This window comes from Luteimonas sp. RIT-PG2_3 (genome assembly GCF_054902115.1).
The window spans coordinates 226,275-247,950 of sequence record NZ_JBUBPF010000005.1 but is presented as its reverse complement, the minus strand read 5'-3'; the positions used below and the strand labels follow the sequence as shown (position 1 = coordinate 247,950).

Annotated in this window: 11 protein-coding genes; 8 read left to right on the top strand and 3 right to left on the bottom strand. The window is 68.6% G+C overall.

Going from position 1 to position 21,676, the window contains the following annotated elements; translation table 11 throughout:
- Positions 1-192: 192 nt before the first annotated feature.
- The 7 genes from ligA (at position 193) to pbpC (ending at position 16,410) form a co-directional block, all read left to right on the top strand.
- Entirely contained in the window at positions 193-2,673 is a 2,481-nt protein-coding gene (gene ligA, locus ACYX7E_RS10295) for an NAD-dependent DNA ligase LigA (protein WP_462080489.1), read from the top strand.
- On the top strand, positions 2,670-3,197 hold the full coding sequence (locus ACYX7E_RS10290; protein WP_462080488.1) for an N-acetyltransferase family protein: 528 nt from the start codon (positions 2,670-2,672) through the stop codon (positions 3,195-3,197). Before ligA ends, ACYX7E_RS10290 begins: the two co-directional genes overlap by 4 nt.
- Positions 3,194-4,195 (top strand): EF-P lysine aminoacylase EpmA, encoded by a 1,002-nt coding sequence (gene epmA / locus ACYX7E_RS10285; RefSeq protein ID WP_462080487.1) that lies wholly within the window; start codon positions 3,194-3,196, stop codon positions 4,193-4,195. Before ACYX7E_RS10290 ends, epmA begins: the two co-directional genes overlap by 4 nt.
- 165 nt (positions 4,196-4,360) lie before the next feature.
- The gene (mtnA, locus tag ACYX7E_RS10280) at positions 4,361-5,425 is read left to right on the top strand and encodes an S-methyl-5-thioribose-1-phosphate isomerase (protein WP_462080486.1); all 1,065 of its coding nucleotides are present in this window, start codon (positions 4,361-4,363) and stop codon (positions 5,423-5,425) included.
- A 609-nt stretch (positions 5,426-6,034) separates the two neighbouring features.
- On the top strand, positions 6,035-8,755 hold the full coding sequence (gyrA, locus tag ACYX7E_RS10275; protein WP_462080485.1) for a DNA gyrase subunit A: 2,721 nt from the start codon (positions 6,035-6,037) through the stop codon (positions 8,753-8,755).
- Between the two features lie 248 nt (positions 8,756-9,003).
- Positions 9,004-13,923 (top strand): alpha-2-macroglobulin family protein, encoded by a 4,920-nt coding sequence (locus tag ACYX7E_RS10270; RefSeq protein ID WP_462080638.1) that lies wholly within the window; start codon positions 9,004-9,006, stop codon positions 13,921-13,923.
- Between the two features lie 81 nt (positions 13,924-14,004).
- A complete protein-coding gene (pbpC, locus tag ACYX7E_RS10265; RefSeq protein ID WP_462080637.1) occupies positions 14,005-16,410 on the top strand; it encodes a penicillin-binding protein 1C in 2,406 nt (801 codons plus the stop codon).
- 228 nt (positions 16,411-16,638) lie between these two features.
- On the opposite strand, the gene ACYX7E_RS10260 is transcribed toward pbpC, so the two are convergent.
- A complete protein-coding gene (locus tag ACYX7E_RS10260; RefSeq protein WP_462080484.1) occupies positions 16,639-17,127 on the bottom strand; it encodes a redoxin family protein in 489 nt (162 codons plus the stop codon).
- A gap of 225 nt (positions 17,128-17,352) precedes the next feature.
- Between ACYX7E_RS10260 and ACYX7E_RS10255 the strand changes: the two genes are divergently transcribed.
- Complete coding sequence (locus tag ACYX7E_RS10255; protein WP_462080483.1) at positions 17,353-18,261, top strand: DnaJ C-terminal domain-containing protein; 909 nt, start codon at positions 17,353-17,355, stop codon at positions 18,259-18,261.
- Between the two features lie 61 nt (positions 18,262-18,322).
- On the opposite strand, the gene ACYX7E_RS10250 is transcribed toward ACYX7E_RS10255, so the two are convergent.
- Positions 18,323-19,807 (bottom strand): aldehyde dehydrogenase family protein, encoded by a 1,485-nt coding sequence (locus ACYX7E_RS10250; protein ID WP_462080482.1) that lies wholly within the window; start codon positions 19,805-19,807, stop codon positions 18,323-18,325.
- A gap of 165 nt (positions 19,808-19,972) precedes the next feature.
- Positions 19,973-21,619: an acetolactate synthase large subunit gene (locus ACYX7E_RS10245; protein WP_462080481.1), complete on the bottom strand. Its 1,647-nt coding sequence runs from the start codon at positions 21,617-21,619 to the stop codon at positions 19,973-19,975.
- Positions 21,620-21,676 lie beyond the last annotated feature (57 nt).

Genomic DNA, 21,676 nt, shown 5'->3' with positions numbered 1-21,676 from the left:
ATCAGCTGGTGTCCAGTCAATGCACGACGCCTCGATCACGGTAGTGGTCATCGCAAGGCCGATGGACAACGGATGGCGACACACGCTCGCAGTCACGCCGGCTAGGTTCGTACCCCCCGCGCGATCTTCGCGGGACGCGGATCGGGCAGGCGGTAGAATCCCCGGCTTCCAACGCCCTTCCGTCGTGAGCGCATGACCGCCAGCAACGACCCCGCCCGGCGCGCCGAGGCGCTGCGCCAGCAGATCCGCCAGGCCAGCGAGGCCTACCACGAGCGCGACGAACAGATCCTCCCGGACGTCGAGTACGACCGTCTGGTGCGCGAGCTCGAAGCGCTCGAACAGGCGCATCCGGAACTGGCCACGGCCGACTCGCCGACCCGGCAGGTCGGCGGCAAGGCCTCGTCGCGCTTTGCCGAAGTCCGCCACGCGGTGCCGATGCTGTCGCTGGGCAATGCCTTCAGCGACGAGGAGGTGCAGGACTTCGTGCGCCGCATCGACGACCGCCTCAAGCGCGGGCAACTGCTGTTCTCCGCCGAGCCCAAGCTCGATGGCCTGGCGATCAGCCTGCGTTACGAGCGCGGACGCTTCGTGCAGGGCGCCACCCGCGGCGACGGCGCGACCGGTGAGGATGTCAGCGCCAACCTGCGCCAGATCAGGGTCATCCCGCAGGGGCTGGAAGGTCGCGGCTGGCCTGAGGTCCTGGAGGTGCGCGGCGAGGTCTACATGGCGCGCGCCGATTTCGAGGCCTACAACGCCGATGCCCGGCTGCATGACGGCAAGGTGCTGGCCAATCCGCGCAACGCCGCGGCCGGCTCGCTGCGCCAGCTCGATCCGAAGATGAGCGCAAAACGCAAGCTGAGCTTCTACGCCTACGGCACCGGCGACGTGCAGGGCGGCGACTTGCCGGCGACGCATTCGGCGACGCTGGCGCAACTGCAGGCCTGGGGCTTCCCGGTCAGCGACCTGAGCCGGGTCGTCGAAGGCGCGGAAGGCCTGCTGTCGTATTACCGCGACATCGGCGAACGCCGCGACCGTCTGGCCTTCGATATCGACGGCGTCGTCTACAAGCTCGACGATCGCGCCGGCCAGCAGGCGATGGGCTTCGTCTCGCGCGCGCCGCGCTGGGCGATCGCGCACAAGTTCCCGGCGCAGGAGCAGACCACCACGGTCGAGGCGATCGAAATCCAGATCGGCCGGACCGGTGCGGCGACACCGGTCGCACGCCTGCAGCCGGTCGCGGTGGCCGGCGTCATCGTCTCCAATGCGACGCTGCACAACGCCGACCAGATCGCGCGGCTGGACGTGCGCGTTGGCGATACCGTGATCGTGCGCCGTGCCGGCGACGTGATCCCGGAAGTCGTCAGCGTGATCCTCGACCGTCGCCCGCCTGCGACCGCGCCCTGGCAGATGCCCCCGCATTGCCCGGTCTGCGGTAGCGACATCGTGCGCGAGGAAGGCGAGGCCGCATGGCGCTGCTCGGGAGAGCTGAGCTGCCCGGCGCAGCGCAAGGAGGCGATCGGACATTTCGCGTCGCGACGCGCGATGGACATCGACGGCCTCGGCAGCCGCTACATCGAGATCCTGGTCGATGCCGGCATCGTGCGCGGCGTCGCCGACCTCTACTCCCTGCAGCGCGACACCCTGTTGCAGCTCAAGCTGGTGCTGGACGCGGCGTCGCCCGAGATCTTGGCCGGCCAGATCGGCGTGCACCTGTCGCCGGAAGGCAGTGGCGACGCCCTGCGCCGGATCCTCCAGCTCGATGGCAGCGACGAGCGCTGGCGCGCCGAGGCCCTGGCGATGCCGGCCACGTTCGCATGGAACACCAGGAAGATCGCGACCAAGTGGGCGGACAACCTGATCGCGGCGATCGACGCCAGTCGCGATACCACGCTGGAGCGCCTGCTGTTCGCGCTGGGCATCGAGCACGTTGGCGAGAGCACGGCCAAGGCATTGGCCGTATGGTTCGGTGATCTGGAACTGATCCGGCACATGCCCTGGCCCTTGTTCAAGCGCGTGCCCGACATCGGCGGCGAAGTCGCGCGCTCGCTGGGTCACTTCTTCGAACAGCCCGGCAACCAGCAGGCGATCGATGCCCTGTTGCAGATCGGCCAGGTCCGCATCGGCGACACCCATCCGCCATCCGCACGCTTGCGCGAAGGCCTGGACCTGGCCAGTCTGCTGGTCGAGTCCGAGATTCCCGGCATCACCCGCCTGCGTGCGGAACGGCTCGTCGCGCTGCTGCCGGCGGCGCAGGCATTGCTTGACGCCGAGCATCACCAGTTCATCGCCGCCGGTTTGCCCGACGATGCCGCGCGCGCGCTGGCGCAATGGCTTGAAGCGCCGGGCCACGGTCCGTTGCTGTTGCAGGGCGAGCACTACATCGGCGTGCTGCTCGAACGCGCCGGGACCGCCGACGCGATCGTCGCCGGACCGCTGGATGGCCAGACGGTCGTGCTGACCGGCACCTTGGCGCAGCTGTCGCGCGACGACGCCAAGGTGCAACTGGAAGCGTTGGGCGCCAAGGTCGCCGGCAGCGTGTCGAAGAAGACCGCCTTCGTCGTGGCCGGCAGCGATGCCGGGTCCAAGCTGGCCAAGGCCGGGGAGCTCGGTATCGAGGTCTGGGACGAGGCGCGCCTGCTGGCGTTCCTGGCCGCGAACGGGCAGGGCGCATGAGCCTGGACGCAGCGCAGCGCTGGCCTGACCAGGGCGTGGTGGGCGACCTGCATTGGCGCCTGTCCACGGCCGCCGACGAGGCGCGGTTGCTGGCGATGATGCAGGCGTTCTACATCGAGGACCGGATCGTCCATGATCCGCGACGCATCGCGAGCGCCCTGCAGGCGCTGTGGTCCGCCCCGGACCATGGCGCGGTCCTGCTGTTGTCCACGGCCGGCGGGCAGCCCAGCGAGGAGCCCGCGCAGGTCGCCGGCTACCTGGCGCTCAGCGTGTGCTTCAGCCTGGAACAGGGCGGCCGGCATGCACTGATCGACGAGTTGTACCTGGGTCCGTCGATGCGCGGCCGCGGGCTGGGCGGGCAGGCACTGGCGCTCGCCCGGCAATGGGCCCGTCAGGCCGGACTGCCGGCGCTGCGCCTGGAAGTCCACCGCCACAACCCGCGTGCGAAGTCGCTGTACGAACGCGCAGGGTTCGTCGACGACCACCGCGACCTGCTGACGCTGCGCCTGGACGTGCCGGCATGAGCGCGTCTAAGAGCGGTAGCGGCGACGGTGACGACGACGCGCGCGCGCGACTGCATGCGCTGCGGTTGCGCGCGGCCCTGTATGCGCGGATCCGTGGCTTCTTCGCCGGGCACGGCGTGCTCGAAGTCGAGACCCCGATGCTGTCCGCCGCAGGCAATACCGATCCCAACATCGACAGTTTCTCGACCGTGTTTTCCGGCCACATCGATGCCGGCGCCCGCACGCGCTGGCTGCGGACATCACCCGAGTTTCCGCTGAAGCGCCTGCTCGCGGCAGGCATTGGCGATTGCTATGAACTCGGTCGCGTGTTCCGCAACGGCGAAGCCGGCGGTCGCCACAATCCCGAATTCACGATGCTGGAGTGGTATCGCGTCGGCTGGGATCACCACCGCCTGGCTGACGAAACCGTCGAGCTGGTGCAGCAGGCGCTGGCACTGGTCGATCGCGAAGCCTCGGTGACGCGCATCAGCTATCGCGGCCTGTTCCTGCACGTGCTGGGCCTGGATCCGATGCTGGCCCCGGACGATACCCTGCGCGCGGCCCTCGGCGATGTGGTCATCGACCCCGAAGGCCTGACTCGCGACGACTGGCTGGACCTGCTGATGACCCATCACATCCAGCCGGGCTTCCCGCCCAACCAGTTGCTGGTGCTGCACGACTACCCGGCCTCGCAATGCATGCTGGCGCGCATCGTGCAGCGCGCAGACGTGGCGGTCGCCGAGCGCTTCGAGGTGTTCCTGGGGCCGTTGGAGCTGGCCAACGGCTATCACGAACTGGTCGATGCCCACGAGCAGCACGCGCGCTTCCAGCGCGATCATGCGATCCGCAGCGGCCGTGGCACGGTGCTGCCGCAGATCGACGATGCCCTGCTGGACGCGCTGGCGTCGGGCATGCCGGCCAGTGCGGGTGTGGCGCTGGGCGTGGATCGCCTGCTGATGGCGATGATGGGGACGGGCCGGATCGCCGATGTCCTCGCGTTCGATTTTGCCCATGCCTGAAGGCCGGCGCCGGGCCGGCAGGGACCCAAGTCAAAGCCGGGGTCAGAAAAACTGGGGCAAAGCCTGGGTCGAGGTCGGGGGCAAAGCCGGCGGTCGAAGCCCGCTTCAGCGTCGACTTTGCGTAGAAGGTCGACGCTGACCCCGGTTTTTGCCGACAATGTGCCGATGAACGCATCTTCCGATTTCGACTTCGATCGCTACGACCATGTCCGTCCGATCCGCTGGACCGGCGACGCGCTGGAACTGCTGGACCAGCGACTGCTGCCGTTCAAGGTCGAGTACGTGCGCTGCGCCAGCAGCGAGGCCGTGGCCGAGGCGATCCATGCACTGGCGGTCCGTGGCGCGCCGGCGATCGGGATCTCCGCCGCCTGGGGCGTGGTGCTGGCCGCACGCGAGGTCGCGGCCACTGATGGCGCGCAGGCGCTGGCCGCGCTGACCCCCGCGATGGAGCACCTCAATGCCGCGCGTCCGACGGCGGTGAATCTGGGTTGGGCGCTGGCGCGGATGCGCCGCGTGCTGGCCCCGGCCGGTGCCGACTGGCAGGCGGTGCTGGAGGTCGAAGCGCGCGCGATCGAAACCGAGGACCTTGCCGCCAACCGCTACATGGGCGCGCTCGGCGCGGCGCTGATCGCGCCAGGCAGTGGCGTACTGACCCATTGCAATACCGGTTCGCTGGCGACGGCGGGCTTCGGTACCGCGCTGGGCGTGATCCGTGCCGGCGTCGCGCAGGGGCGGATCGAGCGGGTGTTCGCTGGCGAGACGCGACCGTGGCTGCAGGGCGCGCGCCTGACGGTCTGGGAGCTGCAGCAGGATGGCGTCGATGCGACGCTGATCGCCGACTCCGCGGCGTCGCACCTGATGAAGACCGGTGCGGTGCAGTGGGTCGTCGTCGGCGCCGACCGCATCTGCGCCAATGGCGATACCGCCAACAAGATCGGCACCTACCAGCTGGCGATCGCGGCCCGCCACCACGGCGTCAAGTTCATGGTGGTCGCACCGTCGTCGACGGTGGACATGCAGACCGCCGATGGCGACCAGATCGAGATCGAGGAGCGCGATGCCGCCGAGATGCTCGGCATCGGTGGCGTGCGGACGGTGGCCGAGGGCATCCGTGCCTGGAACCCGGTATTCGACATCGCGCCGGCCGGGCTGATCGACGCCATCGTCACCGAGAAGGGCGTCATCGAGCATCCGGACGTCGATGCGATGCGGGCGATGTTCGGCGGCTGAGCGGGGCAGGGGGCCGGTCCCGCGCAGACAGGCCGAGCGCGGTCGCGGGAATGTCTCCATGAGCCCGTGTTGAGCCGGTGTTGACCAGCAGGACGTTGTCGGCGCGCATGCGCCGGCATGGCTTGGTGGGCGGCCGCAGGCCATGCGGTTTCCGAGGTGCCTGCATGTCGCTCCAGAGCGGGCCTGCATCCATTCGCGGCGTTCCTGCGCGTCGCTGTCCGTGTGCCATGGCGGCGCGCAGGCATCCGCAAGCCTGCGCGTGAGCGCTCGCCTGGCCCCTCATCGCTCCGCAGCTGCGCCCCGTCGTGCCGGGACGCTATCCGGTCTCCGCGTCCATCACGAACCCGCCCGTCGCCAGCCCGCGCCGCAAGCCGCTCCATGCCGATGTGGCGCATGCCGTATGGTGGGGCGATGTGCTGCACCGGCGCCCGTCGCCAATGTCCCGGACAAGGCGCCGGGAGCGGCATCAGCGATGGCTTAAGTGATTGTTTTATCGTCGAAAACGACTTGGGTCGAGGGTCGGTTTGTGCTATGATTTTCTGTCTTTTTTCGATGCTTCCCGTGGGGGGTCCAGATCCCCGTCGGGCAACCAGGATGCAAGCACCCTAGATGGTCGATTCCGCGAAAGAAATCATTCCAGTCAACCTCGAAGACGAGATGCGCCGCAGCTACCTCGATTACGCCATGAGCGTGATCGTCGGGCGTGCGCTTCCCGACGTCCGCGACGGCCTGAAACCGGTGCACAGGCGTGTGCTGTTCGCGATGAACGAGCTGGGTGCGCACAGCAACAAGCCCTACTACAAGTCGGCGCGTATCGTCGGTGACGTGATCGGCAAGTACCACCCGCACGGCGACCAGTCGGTCTACGACACGCTGGTGCGCATGGCGCAGCCGTTCTCGCTGCGCTACCTGCTGGTCGACGGACAGGGTAACTTCGGTTCGGTCGACGGGGACTCCGCGGCGGCCATGCGTTACACCGAGGCGCGCATGTCGCGCCTGACCCATGAGCTGATGGCCGACATCGACAAGGAAACCGTCGATTTCCAGCCCAACTACGACGAGAAGGAACAGGAACCGACGGTCATGCCGACGCGGTTCCCGAACCTGCTGGTCAATGGTTCGGCCGGCATCGCGGTCGGCATGGCGACCAACATCCCGCCGCATAACCTGACCGAGGTCGTGGATGCGCTGATCGCGCTGATCGACAACCCCGAGATCGACATCGACGGCCTGATGGAATACATCCCGGGCCCGGATTTCCCGACCGCGGGCATCATCAACGGCGTCGGCGGCATCCACCTGGCCTACCGCACCGGCCGTGGCCGTGTGCGCATGCGCGCGCGCGCCGAGATCGAGGTCACCGACAACGGCCGCGAGGCGATCGCGGTCACCGAGATCCCCTACCAGGTCAACAAGGCGCGGCTGATCGAGAAAATCGCCGAGCTGGTCAAGGAAAAGAAGCTCGAAGGCATCAGCGAGCTGCGCGACGAGTCCGACAAGGACGGTATGCGCATCTACATCGAGATCCGTCGTGGCGAGTCTGCCGAGGTCGTGCTCAACAACCTCTACCAGCAGACCCAGATGGAGTCGGTGTTCGGCATCAACATGGTCGCGATCGTCGCCGGTCGCCCGCAGTTGCTGAACCTCAAGCAGATCCTCGAGGCCTTCGTCCGCCACCGCCGCGAAGTGGTGACGCGCCGGACGATCTTCGAGCTGCGCAAGGCGCGCGCGCGCGCGCACATCCTCGAAGGCCTGACCGTCGCGCTGGCCAACATCGACGAGATGATCGAGCTGATCAAGACCTCGGAGAACCCGCAGGTCGCGCGCGAGCGCATGCTCGGCCGCGTCTGGCAGCCGGGCCTGGTCGGCGCGCTGCTGGGGGCCGCCGGTGCCGAGGCCTCGCGTCCCGAAGACCTGCCGGCCGGCGTGGGCCTGACCACGGACGGCTACCAGCTGACCGAGGTCCAGGCCCAGCAGATCCTGGAGATGCGCCTGCACCGCCTGACCGGGCTGGAGCAGGAGAAGCTGACCGAGGAATACAAGCTGCTACTGGACACGATCCGCGGCCTGATCGACATCCTGGAGAATCCCGACGTGCTGCTCGAGGTGATCCGCACCGAGCTGCGCAACGTCAAGGAAGAGTTCGGCGACGAGCGGCGCAGCGAGATCCGCGCCAGCGAGGAGGATCTCGACATCCTCGACCTGATCGCGCCGGAAGACGTGGTGGTGACGCTGTCGCATGCCGGTTATGCCAAGCGCCAGCCGGTCACCGCCTACCGCGCGCAGAAGCGCGGCGGACGCGGGCGCAACGCCGCCGCGACCAAGGACGAGGATTTCATCGACAAGCTGTGGCTGGTCAACACCCATGACACGCTGCTGACGTTCACCAGCGCGGGCCGTGTGTTCTGGCTGCCGGTGCACCAGTTGCCCGATGCCGGCCCGAATGCGCGCGGCCGCCCGATCATCAACTGGATCGCGCTGGAGCCGGGCGAGAAGGTGCAGGCGGTGGTGCCGGTGCGCGATTACGAAGCCGGCAAGTTCGTGTTCTTCGCGACCCGCAACGGCACCGTCAAGAAGACCCCGCTGACCGAGTTCGCGTTCCGCCTGCAGCGCGGCAAGATCGCCATCAACCTCGACGAGGGCGATGCGCTGGTCAATGCCGAGCTGACCGACGGTACGCGCGACATCCTGATGTTCGCGTCCAACGGCAAGGCCGTGCGCTTCGACGAGAACACCGTGCGTTCGATGGGTCGCACCGCGACCGGCGTGCGCGGCATCCGGCTGGCGCCGGGCGAGACCGTGGTCGGCCTGATCGTGGCCGACAGTGCCGGCGACGTCATCGAGCAGGACGGCGAGACCGAAGACATTGCGGCTGCGGAGGTCGAGGCCGTCGACGTGCCGGCCATCCAGGTCGAGCGTGAGGACGAGGTCGATGCCTACATCCTGACCGCGACCGAGAACGGCTACGGCAAGCGCACGCGCCTGCTGGAGTATCCGCGCAAGAGCCGCGGCACCCAGGGCGTCATCGGCATCCAGACCACCGAGCGCAATGGCCGCCTGGTGGCGGCGGTGCTGCTGAGCCGTCGCGACGAGGTGCTGCTGATCTCCGATGGCGGCACCCTGGTGCGCACCCGTGCCGCCGAGATCTCGGTGGTCAGCCGCAACACCCAGGGCGTGACCCTGATCCGGCTGGCGTCGGACGAGCGCCTGCAGGCGATCGAACGCGTCGATGCCTCGCTGGACGAGGACGACAGCGACGACGCAGCGGTCGCCTCGGTGCCGACGGCGACCGTCGTGGCGCAGCTCGAGCCACCCGCCGCCGACGCCTGATCCGGCGCCCAGCGGTCGTCGCCCGGACCCTGCGCTGAGCGCAATGCCTGGGCGGCGGGTCGGACCGCCATGGCCTGCGCAGCCTGCCTGGCAGGCCCTGCGCAGTGGCCCTGGACGTGACATACGCAGCCTCGATGGGGTGTCTATACTGCCCCTGACTTCGGGAGGATGCGATGCGCGACAGAGACGGAATTCAACGGTCGGATGCGGTGTCGAACGGCTGCTCGCGTGCCCAGTTGAGCGCGCAGTTGCGTGCGCCGCAACGCAGGCTCCGCGCCTTCGGCGTGTTCGCCCTGCTGGCCCTGGTGCTGCTGCAACTGCCCGGCTGCAAGCGCGACGAATCCGGCCAGCTGCCCAGCGTCGGTGGCGAGGCCATCCAGGCCCAGCGCGACGAGATCGAGGGCTTCGGCGTGGTCCGTGCCTGGCCCGACCAGGGCGGCGAATCGCTGACGCTGGCGGTGGAGTTCTCGCAGCCGCTGGTCGGCACGCAGGATTTCGACAAGCTGCTGACCTTCGCCGAGCCGCTCGAGGCGCCCAGCAGCTGGACGCTCGACGATGGTGGCAAGGTGCTGCGCTATCCGCATGTGCTGCCCAACCAGCACTACACGCTGCGCATCTCCGGAGAGCTGACCGCCGCCGATGGCACCAAGCTGGGCAAGGATGTCGAGCAGAAGGTGTTCACCGGCGAGCTCGACCCGGTCGTGGGTTTCGCATCGCAGGGCAGCGTGCTGCCGGCCAAGGAATCGCGCGGCTTGCCGGTGGTGTCGATCAATGTCGACGAAGTCGACGTCGAGTTCCTGCGCGTCAAGGATGCTTCGCTGCCGACGTTCTTCACCGAGTACCAGCGCGCCGGCCGCAAGGGCAGCTGGGAACTCGACAGCCGCTGGAACGAGAAGACCCCGCTGCCGAAGCTGGCCGAGCCGGTCTACGTCAACCGCTTCGCGCTGGGCGGCGCGCGCAACGAGCGCATCCTGACCTACCTGCCGATCCAGGACATCACCGAGCTGCAGCAGCCCGGCCTGTACTTCGCGGTGATGAAGCGCACCGGTTCGTTCCGCGATGAATTCGAGACCACGTTCTTCACCGTCAGCGACATCGGCCTGCATGTGCGTGCCTACAAGGACAAGCTATTCGTGCACACCGCGTCGCTGCAGGACGGCAGCGCGATCGCCAACGTCGGCCTGCGCATCCTCGACGGCAAGGGTGAGGCGGTGTTCAAGGCCAGTACCGACCGCAACGGCAATGCGCTGATCGACTACACCCTCGACGCCGGCCATGTCCTGGTCGGTGCGCGTGGCAGCGATGTGTCGATGCTGCCGTTCAACCAGCCCGCGCTGGACCTGTCGGAGTTCGCGGTCAGCGGCCGCGAGCAGGCCTGGTTCGATGTCTTCGCCTGGTCCGGCCGCGACCTCTATCGTCCCGGCGAGACCGTGCGCGTGTCCGCGCTGCTGCGCGACAACGATGGCCGCCCGGTCGCCGCCAAGGACGGCAAGTCGCAGTCCTTGTTCGTCCGCCTGAAGCTGCCTGACGGCAAGACCTTCTTCGAGAGCCGCATCGAGCCTGGTGCGCAGGGTTACTTCAGTTTCGAGAAGACCATTCCGGTCGATGCGCCGACCGGCCGCTGGCAGGTCGAGTTCCGGACCGACCCGGCAAGCCGCGACGTCGTGCAGGGCATGACGCTGCGGATCGAGGAGTTCCTGCCCGAGCGCATGAAGCTCGAACTCGATGCGGTCGATGCCACGCTCAAGCCCGGCCAGCCGTTCCGGCTGAAGGCGACCGGCGCCTACCTGTATGGCGCGCCGGCCTCGGGCAACCGCTTCAGCGCCAAGCTCGCGGTGTCGGTGGAGCAGCATCCGGTCGAGGGCCTGCCCGGTTACTTCTTCGGCGATCCCACGGTCGACCTGCCACGCGAGGCCAAGGACGTCATCGACGCCACGCTCGACGACAAGGGTCTGTTGCAGCAGGACATCGCGCTGCCCGAAGAAGCCAAGCCGACGACACCGATCGCCGTGGTGGTCGCGGGCAGCCTGTACGAGACCGGCGGACGCAGCGTCAACCGCAGCCTCAAGCGCGTGCTGTGGCCGGCCGATGCGCTGGTCGGCGTGCGCCCGCTGTTCGACGACAAGGAAGGCGCCGACGCCAACGTCAACGCCGGCTTCGAGATCATGCGCGTGGGCGCTGACGGCAAGCCGCGACCGGGCAAGGGCCTGAAGGTCACGCTGGTGCGCGAGCATCGCGACTACCACTGGAACCACGACGACGAGACCGGCTGGCGCTACGAGCACAACAAGCGCTTCGAGAACGTCTCCACGCGCACGCTCGATACGGGCAATGGCGCCGTGCGCGTCGACTTCCCGGTCGAGTGGGGCGAGTACCGGGTCGACGTGCTCGATCCGCAGACCGGGCTGACCTCGCGCTATCCGTTCAGCGCCGGCTGGAGCTGGGACGACGAGAACCGCGGCCTGGATGCGCGTCCTGACAAGGTCAAGCTGTCGCTGGACAAGACCGCCTACCGCGCCGGCGAGACGCTGAAGGTCACGGTCACGCCACCGCACCCGGGCAAGGGCCTGTTGATGGTCGAGAGCGACCGCATGCTCTACGTCCACGAGGTCGATGCCAAGCCGGGCAGCACCTACGAGATCCCGATCAGCAAGGATTGGGAGCGCCACGACGTCTACGTGACGGCGCTGGTGTTCCGTGGCGGCAGCGCGGCCAGCAAGATCACGCCCGCACGCGCGGTGGGCGTGGTGCACGTGCCGATGGACCGCCGCGACCGTCGCGTCGCGGTCGGCCTGGTCGCGCCCAAGCAGACCCGCCCCGAGCGGCCGATGCACGTCACCGTCAGCGTGCCGCAACTGGCCGGCAAGCAGGCCTGGGCGACGATTTCGGCGGTGGATGTCGGCATCCTCAACATTACCCGTTTCCCGGTGCCCGACGCGGCCGCGCATTTCTTCGCGCAGCGGCGGTTGGGCGTGGACAGCTACGACGTCTATGGTCGCGTCATCGAGAGCTTCGAAGGCGGCAGTGCGCGGATCCGCTTCGGTGGCGACATGGCGCTGGCGGCCTTGCCGCAGGCCCGCCGTCCGACCGCGCGCGTGCAGACCGTCGACCTGTTCGCCGGGCCGGTCCAGCTCGATGCCAAGGGCAATGCGCGCGTACCGCTGGCGCTGCCCGACTTCAACGGCACGTTGCGCGTCTCGGCGCTGGTCTACTCGGCCGAGGCGTATGGCCAGCGCGCCATCGAGACCGTCGTGCGTGCGCCGATCGTCGCCGAGGCCAGCATGCCGCGGGTCATGGCGCCGGGCGATCGCAGCACAGTGACGCTGGACCTGACCAACTTCACCGGCAAGGCCGGCGAGTTCGATGTGCGCGTGGACGGCATCGGTCCGGTCACGATCGCCGAAGGCACACGCAAGGCGTCGCTGGCGATCGATGGCAAGTCGACGCTGAGCTTCCCGCTCAGCGCAGGCGAGGGCTATACCGTCGCCAAGGTGCGCGTGCGCGTGGACGGCAACGGCTTCAAGGTCGACCGCCAGTACGACCTGCCGGTGCGGCCGGGTTGGCCGAGCGTGCTGCGCGCCCGTACCCAGGTGCTCGACAGCCTGTCGCCGGTGAGCCTGAACACCACCGATGCCGACGGCCTGATGGCGGGCTCGGTCACCGCACGCTTCAATGTCAGCGCACTGCCGCCGATCCCGTTCGCCAGTGCGATCCGCGGCGCGCTCGATTACCCCTACGGTTGCGCCGAGCAGACCACCAGCAAGGGCTACGCCGCCTTGCAGCTCGACGAGGCGACCAGCCGCATGCTCGGCATCAAGGATGTCGATGCCGGCAAGCGCAAGCAGTACGTTGAAGCCGCGTTCGGACGGCTCGCGGCGATGCAGATCGCGTCCGGGCATTTCTCGATGTGGGGCGACGACGGCTACGTCAATCCGGGCCTGACGCCGTACATCGTCGAGTTCCTGCTGGATGCGCGCGAGGCCGGATTCGCGGTGCCCGAGGCGGTGCTGCAGAAGGCGCTTGAACGCCTGAGCGAGGACCTGTTGTCCGGAGGCAACGAGTTCTACGGCTACGACCATCGTAGCCACCTCAAGCTGGCCTACCAGGCGCATGCCGGCTACGTGCTCGCGCGCGTCAACCGCGCGCCACTGGGTACGCTGCGCGCGTTGTACGACAACGAGCGCAGCAAATCTCTGACCGGCCTGCCGCTGGTGCACCTGGGACTGGCGCTTGGCCTGCAGGGCGACAAGGCCCGCGGCGAACAGGCGATCGCGCAGGGCTTCGCGTTCAAGGGCGACCGTCCGGGTTACCTCGGCGACTACGGCACGCCGGTGCGCGATCGCGCGCTGATGATCGCGATGACGCACGAGCGTGGCTATGCCAAGCCGGCCTACGACGCGCGCGCGGTGGAACTGGGGCGCGATCTCGATGCCCGCCGCAACTCGGGCTGGCTGTACCTGAGCACGCAGGAGCAGATCGCGCTGGCACGACTCGGCCGGGCGCTGTCGTCGGGCCAGGGCAAGCTGGTGTCGGGCGTGTTGAGCGAAGGCAGCATCGACGAGGCCGTGGCGCCAGCGCGGATGGTCGGTCGCAGCTACGACTACGCCTCGCTGGCCAAGGGCGTGCGCTTCGATCCCAAGGGCGAGCCGCCGATGTTCGTCAGCATCGAGGTCGCCGGCGTGCCGCGCACGCCGCCGGCCGCGGACGCCAGCACGATCCGCGTCGAGCGTCGCCTGTACGGCACCGACGGCAAGCCGTGGACGCCCGGACCGTTGAAGGAGGGCGAGGCCCTGATCGTCGCCGTCAACATCGTCTCCGACGTCAGCATGCCCGATGCCCTGTTGACCGACCTGCTGCCCGCGGGCCTGGAGATCGAGAACTTCAACCTCGGCGACGCCAAGCAATGGGCCGATGTCGTGGTCGACGGCATCGGCATCAGCGACCGCGGCAGTGCCGCCGACGTCAAGCACGAGGAGTTCCGCGACGACCGCTATGTCGCGGCGCTGAAGCTCGAGCGCGGGCGTTCGGCGCGGTTGTTCTACCTCGTGCGTGCGGTGTCGCCGGGCAGCTATACGGTGCCGCCGTCGCTGGTCGAGGACATGTACCGGCCCGATATCCGGGGCGTCGGCAAGGCATCGCCGGAGCGCATCACCGTGGTGCAGCCTTGACGGCGGGGCATCGGGCATCGGGAATCGCTAGGCGCGAATCGGCAGGCGGGAAAAAAGCATGCTTTTTTCCCGACCTGTCCGCTGCTCGGGAATGATGGAGCCGCTTCAGTGAAGGGGCTGGCGGGCTGGTGGCTGCCCTGGCTGCGCTGGGGCACGGTCGCGCTGCTGGTGGCGCTGCTGGCGCTGGACCAGTGGTTCCCGCCGCAGCTGCCGCAATCGCGCGACACCAGCACCCTGGTCACTGCGCGCGACGGCACGCCGCTGCGCGCGTTCGCCGATGCCGATGGCGTCTGGCGCTATCCGGCCGATGCCGATTCGGTGTCGCCGCTGTACCTGCAGGCGCTGCTGGCGTACGAGGACCGCTGGTTCTGGCGTCACCCGGGCATCAATCCATTCGCGCTGGTGCGCGCGGCATGGCAGTGGGGCACCGGCGGCGGCATCGTGTCCGGGGGCTCCACGTTGACGATGCAGGTCGTGCGCATCCTCGATACCGGTCATGGCCGCTCGACCCGCAGTGTGCATGGCAAGTTCGTACAGATGCTGCGCGCGCTGCAACTCGAAGCGCACCTGTCCAAGCGCGAGATCCTGGCGCTGTACCTCGAACGCGCGCCGTTCGGCGGCACCATCGAAGGGGTCGAGGCCGCCAGTTGGGCCTATCTGGGCAAGCCGGCGGCACGGCTGTCGCAGGCCGAGGCGGCCCTGCTGGCGGTCCTGCCGCAGGCGCCGAGCCGGCTGCGCCCGGACCGTTCGCCCGACGCGGCGCGCACGGCGCGCGACAAGGTGCTCGATCGCATGGCGACGCTCGGCGTCTGGTCCCGCCACGACGTCGACGATGCGCGCATCGAGGTCGTGGTTTCGCGCGCGTTGCGGCCGCCGCTGTCGGCGGCGTTGCTGGCGCAGCGGCTGCAGGCTGCGCATGCGCGTGCCGACGATGGCAGCCGGCGCGAACGCATCACCTCGACCCTCGATGCCAGCCTGCAGCGCACGCTGGAAGAACGCGTGTCCTCGTACTTTTCCAGCCTGCCCGAGCGCACGTCGGCAGCGCTGCTGGTGGTCGACAACCGCACGCTGGAAGCGCGCGCCTATGTCGGCTCGGTCGCCTTCGGCGACAAGCCCAGGCTCGGCCATGTCGACATGGTGCGCGCATGGCGTTCGCCGGGGTCGACGCTGAAGCCGTTCCTGTACGGCATCGCGCTCGACGATGGTCTGATCCATTCCGAAAGCCTGATGGTCGACGCGCCGCAGGCGTTCGGAGGCTATCGGCCCGGCAACTTCGATGCCGCGTTCAACGGACCGGTCGGCGTGGCCTCGGCGCTGCGCTTGTCATTGAACGTCCCGGCCGTGGACCTGGTGGACCGTGTCGGTCCGGCACGGTTCGCGGCGCGGCTCGACAATGCCGGACTGCCGTTGCGGTTCCCGCGCGGCGCGCGGCCGAACCTGTCTTTGATCCTCGGCGGCACCGGCGCGCGGCTGGAAGACCTGGTCGGTGCGCATGCGGCCCTGCATCGTGATGGCATCGCCGGGCGCGTGCGCTATACGCCGGACGATCCGGTCATCGATCGCCGGCTGATGTCGCCCGGTGCGGCCTGGATCGTCAGGGAGATCCTGGAGTCGTCGCCGCGCCCGGGCGAACGCGGCGATACCTTCGACACCGGTCGCCGCCTGCGGGTGGCGTGGAAGACCGGCACCAGCTATGGCTTCCGCGATGCCTGGGCGCTGGGCGGCACGCGGCGCTACACCGTCGGGGTCTGGGTCGGCCGTCCCGACGGTACGCCGTTGCCCGGGCAGTACGGCGCGATCACGGCTCTGCCGCTGCTGCTGGAGACCATCGACAGCCTGCCGCGCGAGCAGGGCGATACCGCGCGGATCCCGCCACCCGCGACCGTGGCCGAAGCCGAGATCTGCTGGCCGCTGGGCACCCGCCTGCAGGACCAGGAGGCGGCGTCCTGCCATCGCCGCTTCACCGCGTGGACGCTCGATGGCGTGGTGCCGCCCACGTTCGCCGAACGCGACGCGCGGCTCTGGAGCGCGGGGCTCGAACGCTTCGATGCCGACGCGCGCAGCGGCCTGCGGCTGTCGGCTGAGTGCAGCCAGCCGCACCGGCGCGTGCCGCGCGAGGTCGCGCGCTGGCCGGCCCTGGCATCGCCGTGGTTGTCGTCGGCGATCCGTACGATGTCGCGGTTGCCGGCGCTGTCGCCGGACTGCCAGGGCGATGGTCGCGACGCCTCGGAGTCCTTGCGCATCGAGGGTGTCAATGCCGGCACAACGCTGGCGCGGGCGCCCGGCAGCGAGCGCGGCGTGCAGCTGGTCCTGCGCGCGCTGGGCTCGGAATCGCGATTGCAGTGGTTGCTCGACGGCCGCTGGATCGCCGAGACCCGTGGACGCCAGGGCTTCCGCCACGACTTCGACCGCCCCGGTCAGCACACCCTGACGGTGATCGCCGACAGCGGGGCCTGGGACAGCGTCGATTTCAGCGTGTTGCGTTGAGCTGACTCAGGCGCATCGAAGCGCGTGCCGGCGCGGCCTGGTCAGGACGCCGTCCTGCATGCAAGCACTCAGAACCTGTTCAAAGTCTGTCGCGAGCGCAGCCAGGTGGCGCGTGGTGTGCATACCAATGGAGAGCGGGCAGAAAGCGCAGTGTACGTGCGGGTACATGAGCAACCGAGCACCGCACGCGCGCCAGCTGGCAAGCGCAGCAAGACTTTGAACAGGTTCTCAAGCCGCAGCGTCGATCGCCGCCAGCACGTGCTCGGCACCCGACACCTTGTACTCGCCCGGTGCCTCGACGAACAGCTGGCGCACCACGCCATTCTCGGCGTACAGCGCAAAGCGCTTGCTGCGCATGCCCATGCCGTAGGCGCTGGCATCCATCTCCAGGCCGAGTGCGCGCGCGAAGTCGCCATTGCCATCCGACAGCATGCGCATGCCAGTCGGCACGTCCAGGCTCTTGCCCCAGGCCTGCATCACGAACGGATCGTTGACCGCCATGCAGGCGACGTCGATGCCGCGGCTGCGGAACGCATCGAACTGGGCGATGAAACTGGGCAGGTGCTTTTCCGAGCAGGTCGGGGTGAACGCGCCGGGGACTGCGAACAGCACCACCTTGCGGTCGTCGAACAGTGTGCGCGTGTCGATCATCTGGACGCCGTCGTCGATGTGCTTGAGCACGACTTCCGGAATCGGATCGCCGGTCTGGATGGTCATGGTGGTCTCCGCAGGGTGGGGGCTCGAGTCTAGCGGCCAATGCCGGCAGGCGCACGAAGTAGGCGGTCCCCGGCGCAGGCGGCTGCGAGGCCAGGCCGCGACCGACCGGTCCGGTCGTGTCCCGGGCCCTTGAAAGCGGGCGGATGTGCCCGGAATTGGAACATCGCTAGACTACGCACGGTCCAGTGACGCTGGTGTCGCGGATCGTCGTGTTGCGGAGCCCCCATGCAGTTCAAGGATTACTACGAGACCCTCGGCGTCGAGCCCAATGCCGGCGATGCGGAGATCAAGACCGCGTACCGGCGCCTGGCGCGCAAGTACCACCCCGACGTCAGCAAGGAGGCGGGGGCCGAGGAACGTTTCAAGTCGATCAACGAGGCGTACGAGGCCCTGCGCGATCCCGAGAAGCGCAAGGCCTACGACCAGTTGCGCGCGCGCGGTTATCGTCCCGGTGACGACATCCAGCCACCGCCGGGCGGCTTTGGTGGTCCCGGTGCGGGCAATTTCGATTTCGAGGAGGTCTTCGCGGGCGGTGGTGCCGGCGGCGGATTCAGCGACTTCTTCGAAGGCCTGTTCCGCCGGCAACAGGGCGGCAACGGCCGCGGCGGCCCGGGCCCGCGCGGACCGCAGCCGGTCGGCGACACCCGCGCCAAGCTGGCGGTCTCGCTGGAGAACGTCTTCAACGGCGACGGCGTGCGCTTCAGCGTCAATGGCAAGTCGTTCGACGTGCGCGTGCCCAAGGGCATCCGCCCCGGTCAGGTCATCCGCCTGGCCAAACAGGGCCAGCGCGGCGGCGACCTGCTGCTCGAGATCGAATACGCCGCCCACCCGAGCTTCGAGATCGACGGCCGCAACATCATCTATACCCTGCCGGTGGCGCCGTGGGAGGCCGCGCTGGGCGCGACGATCAGCGTGCCCACGCTGGGCGGCAAGGTGGAACTGAAGATTCCCGCCGAGTCCGAGGCCGGCCGCAAGCTGCGGCTGCGCGGACGCGGATTGCCGGGCACCGGCTCGACCGCGGCCGGCGACCAGATCGTCGAACTGGAAATCCAGGCGCCCACGCCCCAGGACGCACGCCAGCGCGAAGCCTACGAGAAGATCCGCGAAGCCTTCGAAGACTGGCGCAGGCCCTGAGCCATCACCGCGGCGGACCGCACCGGGTGGTGCCGGTCCTGCGGATGTCCGGCCTGTCCGCTCAGGCCGGAGGGTCGCGCACCACCAGCAGCCGTGCTTCGGTCATGTCCTCGATGGCGTAGCGCACGCCTTCGCGGCCCATGCCGGAGTCCTTGATGCCGCCGTAGGGCATGTTGTCGACGCGGAAGCTGGGGACGTCGCCAACGATGACGCCGCCGGCTTCGATCCGGTCCCAGGCCCGCATCGCATGCGCGAGGTTGGCGGTGAACACGCCCGCCTGCAGCCCGAAATCGCTGTCGTTGACGAAGGCGATGGCGTCGTCGAAGGCATCGAACGGTTCCAGCAACGCGACCGGTCCGAAGACTTCCTTGCGATAGACGTCGCTGTCGTGGGGCACTTTCTCCAGCAGGGTCGCCGCGATCAGGTTGCCATCGCGGGCGCCACCAGCGACGACGCGGGCGCCGCCCTTGCGCGCCTGCTGGATCCAGTCCTCGATCCGGTCTGCCGCCGCGGTGTCGATGACCGGCCCGATGAAGGTGCGCTCGTCGCGCGGATCCCCGGCGCGCAGCTTTTCGATCGCGGTCTTCAACTTGCGGCGCAGCTTGTCGTACAGGCTGTGGTGCACGTAGATGCGCTGCACGCTGATGCAGCTCTGGCCGGACTGGTAATAGGCGCCGAAGACCAGGCGTTCGACGACATGGTCCAGTGGGACGCCAGGATCGGCGTCGACGATGCAGGCCGCGTTGCCCCCCAGCTCCAGCGTGACCTTCTTCTTGCCGGCGCGCGCCTTCAGGTCCCAGCCGACCAGCCCGCCGGTGAAGCTCAGCAGTGCGATGCGATCGTCCTCGGTCAGGGCTGCCGCGTCGTCGTTGCTGCACGGCAGGATCGAGAACGCGCCCTTGGGCAGGTCGGTCTCGGCCAGGATCTCGCCGATGATCAACGCGCCGATCGGCGTCTTGGCCGCGGGCTTCAGCACGAACGGGCAACCCGCGGCGATCGCGGGCGCGACCTTGTGCGCGACCAGGTTCAACGGGAAGTTGAATGGCGTGATGAAGCTGCAGGCCCCGATCGGTACGCGCTTGACGAAGCCGCGGTAGCCGCGCGTGCGCTCGGAAATGCCGAGTTCGATGGTTTCGCCGGGGCTGCGGGTGGCCTCGCCGGCGGCAATCCGGAACGTGTCGATCAGGCGCGTGACTTCACCGCGCGCGTCCTTGATCGGCTTGCCGGCCTCGATGCACAGCGACAGCGCGAGTTCCTCGGCGCGTTCGCTTAAACGGCGGACGCAGTGTTCGAGCACGTCGCGGCGCTTGTCCGGCGGAAACGCGGCCATCGCCTCGCGCGCCTTGTATGCGGCCACGATCGCCTTGCGCACGGTCGCCGCATCGGCGAACGCCGTCCGCGTCGCGACCTTGCCGCTGTACTTGTCCAGCACGTCGAGGTCGGCATTGGCCGCGACCGGCTTGTTGGCCAGGTAGTAGGGATAGCGCTTGGCCAGCTGCGGGACGGACGAGCCGCCCTTGCGCTTGCGTGAGGACTTGTCTGCCATGTCGTGGGCTCCAGGGCTTGTGCGTGTTCGAAGGGTCCGATCCATCTCCCACGCCGGTCGCGACACCTGCGCGGGTATGGCTCGCAACCCGGATGACGACTCTAATCGATCGCGGGACATGCGCGCGTCAAGCGGCAGCGCAGACCCCGGTCTCGCTTCACGTGCTCATTCCACCTGCGCGCTGCGTTCGGCGATCTGGCGGTTGAGCAGGTCGTCGTCGCGGCTGTAGTCGATCGGGACGTCGATCAGGTCGACGCCGGGCGAGGCGAGGGCGCTGCGCAGCATCTGCGCGAAGTCGGCGATGCTGTCGGGGCGGTGGCCGCGGGCGCCGTAGCTGCGGGCGTACTGCACGAAGTCGGGGTTGCCGTAGTCCATGCCGAAGTTGGGATAGCCCTCGTGCGACTGCTTCCACTTGATCATGCCGTAGGCGTCGTCGCGCAGCACCAGCACCACCAGGTCCAGGCCGAGCCGCACGGCGGTCTCGAGCTCCTGTGAATTCATCATGAAACCGCCGTCGCCGCAGATCGCGACGACCTTGCGCTCGGGATGCACGATCTTTGCCGCGATCGCCGACGGCAGGCCCGCCCCCATCGTCGCCAGGGCGTTGTCGAGCAGCAGGGTGTTGGGCTCGCGGCAGCGCGCATGGCGGGCGAACCACAGCTTGTAGAGACCGTTGTCGAGGCAGGCGATGTCCTGGGGCGCTAGCGCCGCGGCGACTTCGCTGACCAGGCGCGGGACGCCGAGCGGAAAGCGTGGGTCATCGGCCAGTTCGGTGATGTGCGCGCACAGGGCGCTGCGCACGCGATCGAAGAACGCGAAGTCCCAATGCAACTGTCGCTCCAGCGCCTGGGCAAGCTGCCAGACCGAATTGGCGATATCGCCGACGACCTCGATCTGCGGGAAGTAGACCTGGTCGACGACCGCGCTGGAATAGTTGACGTGGATCACCGTGCGCCGGCCGCGATGCATGAAGAACGGCGGCTTCTCGATGACGTCATGGCCGATGTTGATGATGCAGTCGGCGGCATCGATCGCGCGGTGCACGAAGTCCTTGTCCGACAGCGCGGCGGTGCCCAGCCACAGCGGTCCGGTCTCGTCGAGCACGCCCTTGCCCATCTGGGTGCTGAAGAACGGGATGCCGAGCCGGTCGACGAAGGCGCGCAGCATCTTCGCGGTGGTCTTGCGGTTGGCGCCGGCGCCGATCATCAACAGCGGGTGGCGGGCCTGGCGGATCGCGGCGACGGCTTCGGCCATGGCCTTGTCCTCGGCCAGCGGTCGCCGCGTATAGGCGGGCGGCAGCAGGATCGCGTCGGTGTCGTCGCCGGCGATGTCCTGCGGCAGTTCGAGGTGGACCGCGCCGGGGCGTTCCTCCTGCGAGCGCCGGAATGCCTCGCGCACGCGCGCCGGAATGCTGTCGGCGGACACCAGCTGGCGCGTGTACTTGGTCAGCGGCCGCATCATGTCGACGATGTCGACGATCTGGAAATGCCCCTGCCGGCTGCTGCGGATCGGCTTCTGGCCGGTGATCATCAGCATCGGCATCGCGCCCAGCTGGGCATAGGCCGCCGGCGTGACCAGGTTGGTCGCGCCCGGGCCCAGCGTGGCCAGGCAGACGCCGGTCTTGCCGGTCAGCCGGCCATAGGTGGCGGCCATGAAGCCGGCGGCCTGCTCATGCCGGGTCAGCACCAGCTGGATGCCCGATTCGCGCAGGGATTCGAGCAGGTCGAGGTTTTCTTCGCCGGGAATGCCGAAGACGTACTCGACGCCTTCGGCAGCCAGTGCCTGGACAAACAGATCGGAAGCCTTGGTCATCGTGCGTCACCTTCGTGTCCGGGGCAGGACACAGCGCCATCCCGATGTTTCCGCCCC